Origin of the sequence: Mesorhizobium sp. M0514 (genome assembly GCF_040321145.1) — a bacterium.
In the GTDB taxonomy this organism is placed as follows: domain Bacteria; phylum Pseudomonadota; class Alphaproteobacteria; order Rhizobiales; family Rhizobiaceae; genus Mesorhizobium.
In genome coordinates, this window is the sequence record NZ_JAMYQZ010000154.1 from 1 (window position 1) to 7,319 (window position 7,319).

A 7,319-nucleotide genomic window follows, 5' to 3' on the forward strand; every position below is an offset into this window, starting at 1 on the left:
CGTATCGCAGAGGCGGCGAGCATGCTGGCTCGAAAAAGACTATTGAAGATCAAGTTGCTCGCACCTCGTCAGAGCGTCGAAGCGGTCAGCTAGAGATGGTGGTCGCTACCAAAAGCGTGTCGACCTGCTCGGTGCTCCGAGCGCATCGAAGCCTCTCGCCATCATCGGTTCCGTACGGACGAAAGAGCCACCTGACGCTGCGACCAGATGAAAGCTTGGACTTGCGGCAGAAGTTCAGCCGCTAGCAGTTGGAGCTTGAATCGCCGACACACTCTCAGGAACCGTTGCCGGGATCGCACTCCATTGGTCGTCGGCCCAGATCCGGCGCGCGTCGCTTAAGGTGCCGGTCGAATATGGCCAGCTTCTCTTCGTAGCCGATCCGCACTCTGGACCTGCAGCTATCGCAGTTGAAACCGGCAATCGTTTTCAGCCAGGATCCCCTTCTCACCATTGGGCACGAACAGGAGGGGCATTGGAATTCTATAGGTACGTCGCGCAGTTCATTTGATAGAGGCACTGTGCATGTTCTCCTCAACGGCACGGCCACTGCAACAAAGTAGAAGGAGAAATGTTTCCGACATCGGCCATTTGCGCGAAAGAATCGGACCTAAGTCTAAATGGTGAGCGGCCCTGAAACCTATTCGCCTTGTATCGACCTTTGCGTCGGAAATTGAATGGCAATAGCGAGGGTGATCTAAGGCGGCCCCGGGCGTGAGGCTGGCAACTGGGGCCAAGTCGGCGGCGGTAAAGCGCTGTGGCGATCAATAACCGGTTTCGCCCTGACGACCGGAGATTCCAAGTAACATACGATCCTCGGGTAGCGGAGCTACGATCCATCTCTGCGGGCTTAACGCGACTTCGCTTGGGCGGACCGCCCCAAGCATGGGGCCTCAGGTTTTTGCAATGTCCGATCCAGTCAGACTTGCGCTCGCGCGCCACAACCTCTCGGCCCTCTCGGGATCGATGGCATAGGGGCGCACCCCAAACGCCTCGTCGGGCTCTATGCGTGCTACGTCACAATTCTCGCAATAGACGCCGCCTATCGAGTCCAAGGCAGGAGAGGTCGCGCTCCAGACTGTCGTCGCCGCGCCTTGTTCTACGGTTTTCAAATCCCTCGCCGGATCGCTTATCGGAGACCCATCTGGGGCGACAGCACCGACAGCATCGATCTCGGACCGGGGTAGATGACGGATCCCGGGTGTCATTATCATTCCGGGGTGTACGGAGAGGGCGCTCACGCCGTGACGGCGCCCACGCCTGTCGAGCGCCACCGCCAAAAGCGCGGTGGCGGTCTTAGATTGGCCATAGGCCATCCATTTCTCATAGGGTCGTCTTACAAAATCGAGATCATCCAGATCGACATCGCACATCTGATGGGCTCGGGAGGAGAGGACAACCACGCGAGATTTCCCCGCAGCAAGTAAAGCTGGCCATAGCAGCGCTGTCAGCCGAAAGTGTCCGAGGTAGTTGATGGAAAAATGGCCTTCGTGACCATCGGCATCGCGGAACAGAGGCCTGGCCATCACGCCCGCATTTAGGACCAGGATATCAAGTCGGCTTCGGCGCTCGCAAAAGGTGGTGGCAAAGGTTTGGACTGAGACCTGATCGATCAAGTTAACGGGCCAGACCTCTACCCCTTCAATTCCGCTCAAAGCGGCTTGGGCGGCAATTGGGTCAAGCGCGGGCACGCAGATGCTAGCCCGGCATGCAGAAAGCACTCTAACAGTCTCCAAGCCAAGCCCGGAAGAACCACCGGTCACCATTGCAACGTGCCCGGTAAGGTCGATGCCACGTGCCACTTCCAACGCCGTCATGGCAGGCCCAAAAGGCGTATAGAGCGGAGTCTGCCGTTCGCGCATTTTGTTCCCTAGCTTCGCCCCTACGAATGCTCGGCACACAAACCCAATAGCAGTTTCCCTGGGTGCTGTCGCCCAGCACGCCCTGACCAAAGGAATGTGGACCCTCGGGCCGGTAGCAGACCGTCCCTCACGTCATCCGATTCCTCAGTTCTAGTAGCTCCGTTAATCGGCAGGAACCGAGAGGACCAGCCAACGATATACGCCGCTTTCAGCAAGTGCTCAAATCTGCTTGAGTGTCCGAGATGAGGCGCAAAGCTGATCTTCACGACGCGGGCGGCCTTGATTCACCGCAAACGCGTTTCGACGTTGGCTTCATGTCTAAATTGATGCTTGGACCCGGATTAAGAACGATGGATATTGAGAAACCCCGCACAATGCGGCTACTTCAGCTCAGACGACCAAGGGAAATTTATATATCGGTCGCGGCTGTCATAGCAGATGTTTCCATACATCTTCAGGTAGGCATCCCGCCGCTTTGCATCGGCATATGCCGATGCTGGGTCCAGCAAATCGGCTTCGTATTGCGCGAGGTTGGCACTTGTCAGGGCTATAGGAAGGATGTCCATCGCCTGCGGGATGCTTTTGCCCTCAAGCCAGTCGGCCGCAAACTGCCCCATGGCATATCCGAAGACGGGCGAGGACAACGAGATGCTCGCCTTGTACGGGCTGTTCCCTTTCCTGATTTCAACTACCGCTTCCGGCTCCCCATCAATTCCGCCGAGAAATTGGTCAGGTCGGTCTTTGCCTGCCGCGCGTAACGCTTCCAGCGCGCCCAGCACAACCGCATCTGCTCCGAGCACGACGTCGACATCCGGATTGGCCAGCAGGATAGTTTTCATGGTGGCGGCGCCGCCTTCCTTGGTAACTGGCTTGGGCGCGATATCGGCGATGATCGTCACGCCCGGCATCGCATTCAAGCCGTCTCGCATTGCCGCGAACCGGGGCGCCAGAAACTCCATCGTATCCTGGGTCAGCAAAACCACCTTGGCCTTCCCGCCCAGCCTGGTGTTGATATGGTCGATGGCTGCATCGCTCAGCACCTTGCCGGTTCGATATTGCGGAGCATTGAGCAGCAGCGTTGCCGGTGGAGGTACAATCGTGCCAACAAACGCTCCCGACCAGATCGCCTGCTGAAGAGCAGGACTGAAAGCCACCGGGTCCGAAGAGGTGGCAACCATGGCGCCAACCTTCGCGGCGACCAAAGACTGCACCTGGGCTATCGCCTTGCCCACATCATTTTCCGCTAACACTCGTCGATACTCCAGGCTGCGATTCTTTGCAGCCATGGACAGACCATGGTCGACCCCTTGCAGGAAGTCGCGGTCGTACTCCTGCACGTAGGCAAGCACCCTCGTCAGATCAGCCGGCGCGTTGCAGGAGGGCGCGTTCGGATTGAAGCTGGGAAGTACCGTCCGCTGCGTGATTCCAGGAGTGCCCTGCTGGGCTCTGGCGAAAGTACTCCCCCCTATTGTCGCGATCGAAAGCAAAGCTATCGCTGACCAGGTTGGCCATCGACCGGCAATATTCTTCAGATCAAACACGTTTGCCCCCTCGACATCCGCCGCTGGCGGTAGCGATTGTCATGTCAATGCTCGTGGTCCTGTTGCAGTCAGCGTTCCACCTTGTGATAGCGCGGTCTACTAGGCCGCGATGACGCGCCGTGGCTTTGTCGAAAACACCAGATGAGCGGCGGTGCCAGGCTGGAGATTTCGATAGTCGATCTTGGCGCCCAGACTGATGCACATTGCAATGATGATCCTGCTCCCGACGCCGGTTCCTTTGGCAGGCGCGCCATCCGCCTTCCCAACACCGTCGTCTTCGACCACCAATTCCGCTTGCTCGCCTGCTAGCTTACTGAGCCGGACCCGGATTTCTCCAACACCATCCGGATAGGCATACTTGAAAGCGTTGGTGACCAGTTCAGTGACCACAACGCCGAGGTTGATACTGGTGTCCGTCTCAAGATCGATCGGCTCGATGTTGTAAGACAGGCTAATGCCGTGAACCTGGCTGCGCATCGATGTACGCAGGTGGTCGAGCAGCCCAGTCAGATATGCGTCCAGGTCGACCGAGCGAACATCGGACGAGCCATAGAGCCGCCGGTGCACGAGCGAGATCGCAAAGATGCGATCCTGGGTTTCGGCGAGTGCATCTTTGGAGGCGCGATCTCCGACAGCCTTCGACTGCAGATTCACCAGAGACGATACGAGAGCCAGGCTGTTGGCGACCCTGTGATTGACCTCTGACAAGAGCACTTCGGCCCGATCGCGCGCCTTCGCCAGGTCTTCGGTCCGAGTGGCGACACGTTGTTCCAGCTGGCTGTTGAGCGCATTGACCTCATCGCGTGTATCGCGAAGTTCTCAGTGTAGCGCGCGGCACCATAGGCGGCTCCGCCAACCACGGCGACGATGACAAGACCGCCGATTGCCGAAACGAGTCGCAGCCACCCGCTGTTGGCGCTTTGTTCGGCTACACCGGAGGTCAATCGGTCATCCGCTCGTCCAATGATGCCCGAAAAGAACACGTTGGCTTCGTCAGTCAAAGCCTTGCCCCTGTTCGTGCGGAATATCGCAAGTATCTCGGCGTCGCGCTGATCTCGTTTGAGAGCGATCGTCTGGTCCATCTCATCGAACTTAGTGGTGCAAATTGCGGACAGCCGTTCAAGTGTCGTCTCGGAATTGGCATAGGATGTCAGCAATGTCTGCAACGCCTCGAGGTGGCGCTGTCCCTATGCCTTTGCCGTTTGATAAGCACCTAGATATATCTCGTTTCCGGTGATGACAAAGCCGCGCTCACTCGCCTCGGCCGTCTGCATTGCATTTCTCAACTCCACAGCCGCGATACGCGTATCGCGCGCCTCGAGCGCATTATCGAAATAGGATTGAGCGCGCTGCCCCAGCCAGAAATTGGTAGCGACGATTGCCATAAGCGCCGCAAACCCTACCAGCAGGGAGGCGAAGGTGAGTCGGACAATTTTGCGGTTGGAAAATTGCATCCGGGCATTCCTGCCCGATTTCAAGCGGGCGCGCCATCATGTAGCGATAGCTACTTTACCTATTTCATCAAATTCGCCGCGCGCATGATCGTAAGCGCAAATCGCAGCCGCGAAAGTTTCACAAGCGATGAACGTGGCGTTGGATCCTCGGAGAAAACGTCCCCATGAAAACGTTTTTCGCTACTGCGCCTTTGATTTTCGTCGAATCGAGTGGCGGGACTGGGTCCTATGGCACTCGTCGCTGCCTGAAGCCCTGAAGGGGCTAAACGATGTAAAGACGGCCTGCGACAGTCGAAGAACTTAGTTAGATGGTGGACCTTTCAGCCACTGCGGTGCAGAGGCGCGTCAAGCGCTTGCGGGATGTGGGTGGTGGTCGAGGCCGACATCCGTCGTGAAGCCAAAGGCCATCGTCCAATCGCCATGCTGGTTCGAGAGCTTTACCCGTCAGACGATTTAGCAGAATCGAATCCGAAGCGGCCGCGCCACCCAGGACGGAGAGCGCGGGCCCGACCGTTGCCGTCGGTCGGCAGCGGTAAGGCATCCAGTTATATGGTTTTGCGAGCCCGAAACTGCGGTGCCGGAAATGGCTTCGTCTCCCCCATGCAGGCAACGTCCTGCTTTATACGGTCATGGGAAGCATCCCAATTCTTAGCTCGATCAACGTAATCTAAGTCGAACAATCGCAACATCAGATTGCTTCGCCGTCACCTCCACACGTAAGGCAGAACGGTCCGGCGACGCGACCTATCTAGATACCTCGATTTTCCAATGCGAAAGATGACGCGTGATCTAAGCATCACGCGTCTCAGCCACATGTAACTCGTGCACAAGGTTGATTCAGGCTCAGCGCTTAACCATTCGCGCCACGGCAATCAAAATACACGCACCGATGAAGCCGGCGACAAGATAGCCAAGCCAGCCGGCCAGCGATACACCCACCAGCCCGAGAAGAACGTTGGCGACGACTGCGCCGACGACCCCCAAAATGATGTTCATGAGCACACCCATGTTGCTTTTCATGAACATCTCGGCAAGCCAGCCGGCGACACCGCCGATGACAATCGCTGCTATCCAACCAACACCTGGATTTTCCATGAACCTCGATGGTTCGGCGGCAAAACGTACCGAACGCCAATAAAGTTCCGGGGACATCAGGTGTTCAGCATATCCGCTTATACCGGATATCACGTCGTCCTTCCCAGCCGAAGGAACCATTCGCTTTGCTTGCACTTTCTCCCGAAGCCGCTTCCGGCAAATGGAGTATTATGATGAAGACACTGGCCGATATTTTTGAACACACCCTCCAGGACATCTATTACGCGGAGAACGCGATTACCAAGGCTTTGCCCAAAGTGGCCGCAGCCGCGAACGACGCCAAGCTGAAGAAAGCGGCCGAGGATCACCTCGCAGAGACGAAGGGGCAGATCAAAAAGCTGGAGCAGGTGTTCAAGTCAATCGGCAGGAAGGCCTCTGGCGAGAAGTGCGACGCCATCGAGGGGCTGATCAAGGAAGCCGATGGACTGATGGAGGAAGCCTCAGGTACAGCCCTCGATGCGGGCCTGCTGGCCGCCTGCCAGGCCGTCGAGCACTACGAGATTTCCCGGTACGGCTCTCTAAGGGAATGGGCAAAGGAACTGGGGCATGACGAGGCGCATAAGCTGCTCAGCGAGATCCTCGACGAGGAGAAGGCCACCAACAACAAGCTGACGAACCTTGCGATAACATCGATCAACAGGACAAACTGATCACCTGAGCGCCGATTGATTCCCACAGACAGGCCTTCGGTTTAAACACCGGGGGCCGTTGCGTTCGATGCAGGCCGCAATCATCGGCACGGACGCCAAGTCAGCCACAGATCGATCTTCAGATAATCTGGCAAGCTTTCGTTTTCGCCAGGATGAGGGAGGTCCATCGTTTTGTCAGAGCACGTCGAAGCTGAGGAAGACCCCGCCATATCGGCCGAAGTTGACCGCCTCCTGGCGCGGCGCACGCGCGAAATCCGTCTCACGGGCGAGATCAAGTATCTGTTTCGAGCTCGGGTCTGTGCGCAAACACGGAAGATCATCCGCCCGTGGATGATCTGGGTGGCTTGCTGACGCTTGCGCTCAACATGATGATGCTTCCAAGGGCGGTCGCGCTACCCATGCTCTTGGGAGATTTGGCAATGTCCATCCACAAAGAAGACTATCGAACGAACAGGGCTGACTACCTGCTAGATGTTTAGTCCCAAGGTTTGATGGGTTGGATCGAGCCTGAATCGTTCGGGCTCTTTTGTCCATATTTTGCAGATGTATTCAAAGGGCGTGAGGCCCTTGAGGGTCTTCAGTCGACGGCCGAAATTATAGGCTAAGACGAAATCGGCGAGATGCTGGCGCAGTTGGTCGTGGCTCTCGTAGTAGAAGCGTTTGACGGTCGCATCCTTGATCGTGCGGTTCATGCGTTCGACCTGGCCGTTGGTCCATGGG

At 57.2% G+C, this 7,319-nt stretch carries 6 protein-coding genes and 2 pseudogenes; 2 read left to right on the forward strand and 6 right to left on the reverse strand.

Annotated features, from left to right (window positions below):
* Positions 1 to 890: 890 nt before the first annotated feature.
* The 5 genes and pseudogenes from NKI61_RS31710 to NKI61_RS31730 all read right to left on the reverse strand — a co-directional run bounded on the left by NKI61_RS31710 (position 891) and on the right by NKI61_RS31730 (position 5,949).
* A complete protein-coding gene (locus tag NKI61_RS31710; RefSeq protein ID WP_023807645.1) occupies positions 891 to 1,859 on the reverse strand; it encodes an SDR family NAD(P)-dependent oxidoreductase in 969 nt (322 codons plus the stop codon).
* A 380-nt stretch (positions 1,860 to 2,239) separates the two neighbouring features.
* The gene (locus NKI61_RS31715) at positions 2,240 to 3,400 is read right to left on the reverse strand and encodes a sugar ABC transporter substrate-binding protein (protein WP_245276535.1); all 1,161 of its coding nucleotides are present in this window, start codon (positions 3,398 to 3,400) and stop codon (positions 2,240 to 2,242) included.
* A gap of 99 nt (positions 3,401 to 3,499) precedes the next feature.
* On the reverse strand, positions 3,500 to 4,054 hold the full coding sequence (locus NKI61_RS31720) for a sensor histidine kinase (protein ID WP_352842297.1): 555 nt from the start codon (positions 4,052 to 4,054) through the stop codon (positions 3,500 to 3,502).
* Positions 4,051 to 4,854: pseudogene (locus NKI61_RS31725) on the reverse strand (CHASE3 domain-containing protein). The gene NKI61_RS31720 and the pseudogene NKI61_RS31725 overlap by 4 nt, the downstream one beginning before the upstream one ends.
* 843 nt (positions 4,855 to 5,697) lie before the next feature.
* Positions 5,698 to 5,949 (reverse strand): GlsB/YeaQ/YmgE family stress response membrane protein, encoded by a 252-nt coding sequence (locus NKI61_RS31730; protein ID WP_031208424.1) that lies wholly within the window; start codon positions 5,947 to 5,949, stop codon positions 5,698 to 5,700.
* Positions 5,950 to 6,122: 173 nt separating this feature from the next.
* Here NKI61_RS31730 and NKI61_RS31735 point away from each other — a divergent pair, with 173 nt between their 5' ends.
* Entirely contained in the window at positions 6,123 to 6,599 is a 477-nt protein-coding gene (locus NKI61_RS31735) for a YciE/YciF ferroxidase family protein (protein ID WP_031208426.1), read from the forward strand.
* A gap of 165 nt (positions 6,600 to 6,764) precedes the next feature.
* Positions 6,765 to 7,003 (forward strand): annotated as a pseudogene (locus NKI61_RS33035) (GGDEF domain-containing protein); the annotation flags it as partial.
* 63 nt (positions 7,004 to 7,066) lie between these two features.
* Here NKI61_RS33035 and NKI61_RS31740 read toward each other — a convergent pair.
* A partial coding sequence (locus NKI61_RS31740; RefSeq protein ID WP_352842298.1) for an integrase core domain-containing protein occupies positions 7,067 to 7,319 on the reverse strand: 253 nt, incomplete at its 5' end.

What these genes read in the sequence shown, in the direction of transcription:
- NKI61_RS31735 (WP_031208426.1), top strand. Translation starts at nt 6,123, where the DNA reads ATGAAGACACTGGCCGATATTTTTGAACACACCCTCCAGGACATCTAT.
- NKI61_RS31730 (WP_031208424.1), bottom strand. Translation starts at nt 5,949, where the DNA reads ATGGAAAATCCAGGTGTTGGTTGGATAGCAGCGATTGTCATCGGCGGT.
- NKI61_RS31710 (WP_023807645.1), bottom strand. Translation starts at nt 1,859, where the DNA reads ATGCGCGAACGGCAGACTCCGCTCTATACGCCTTTTGGGCCTGCCATG.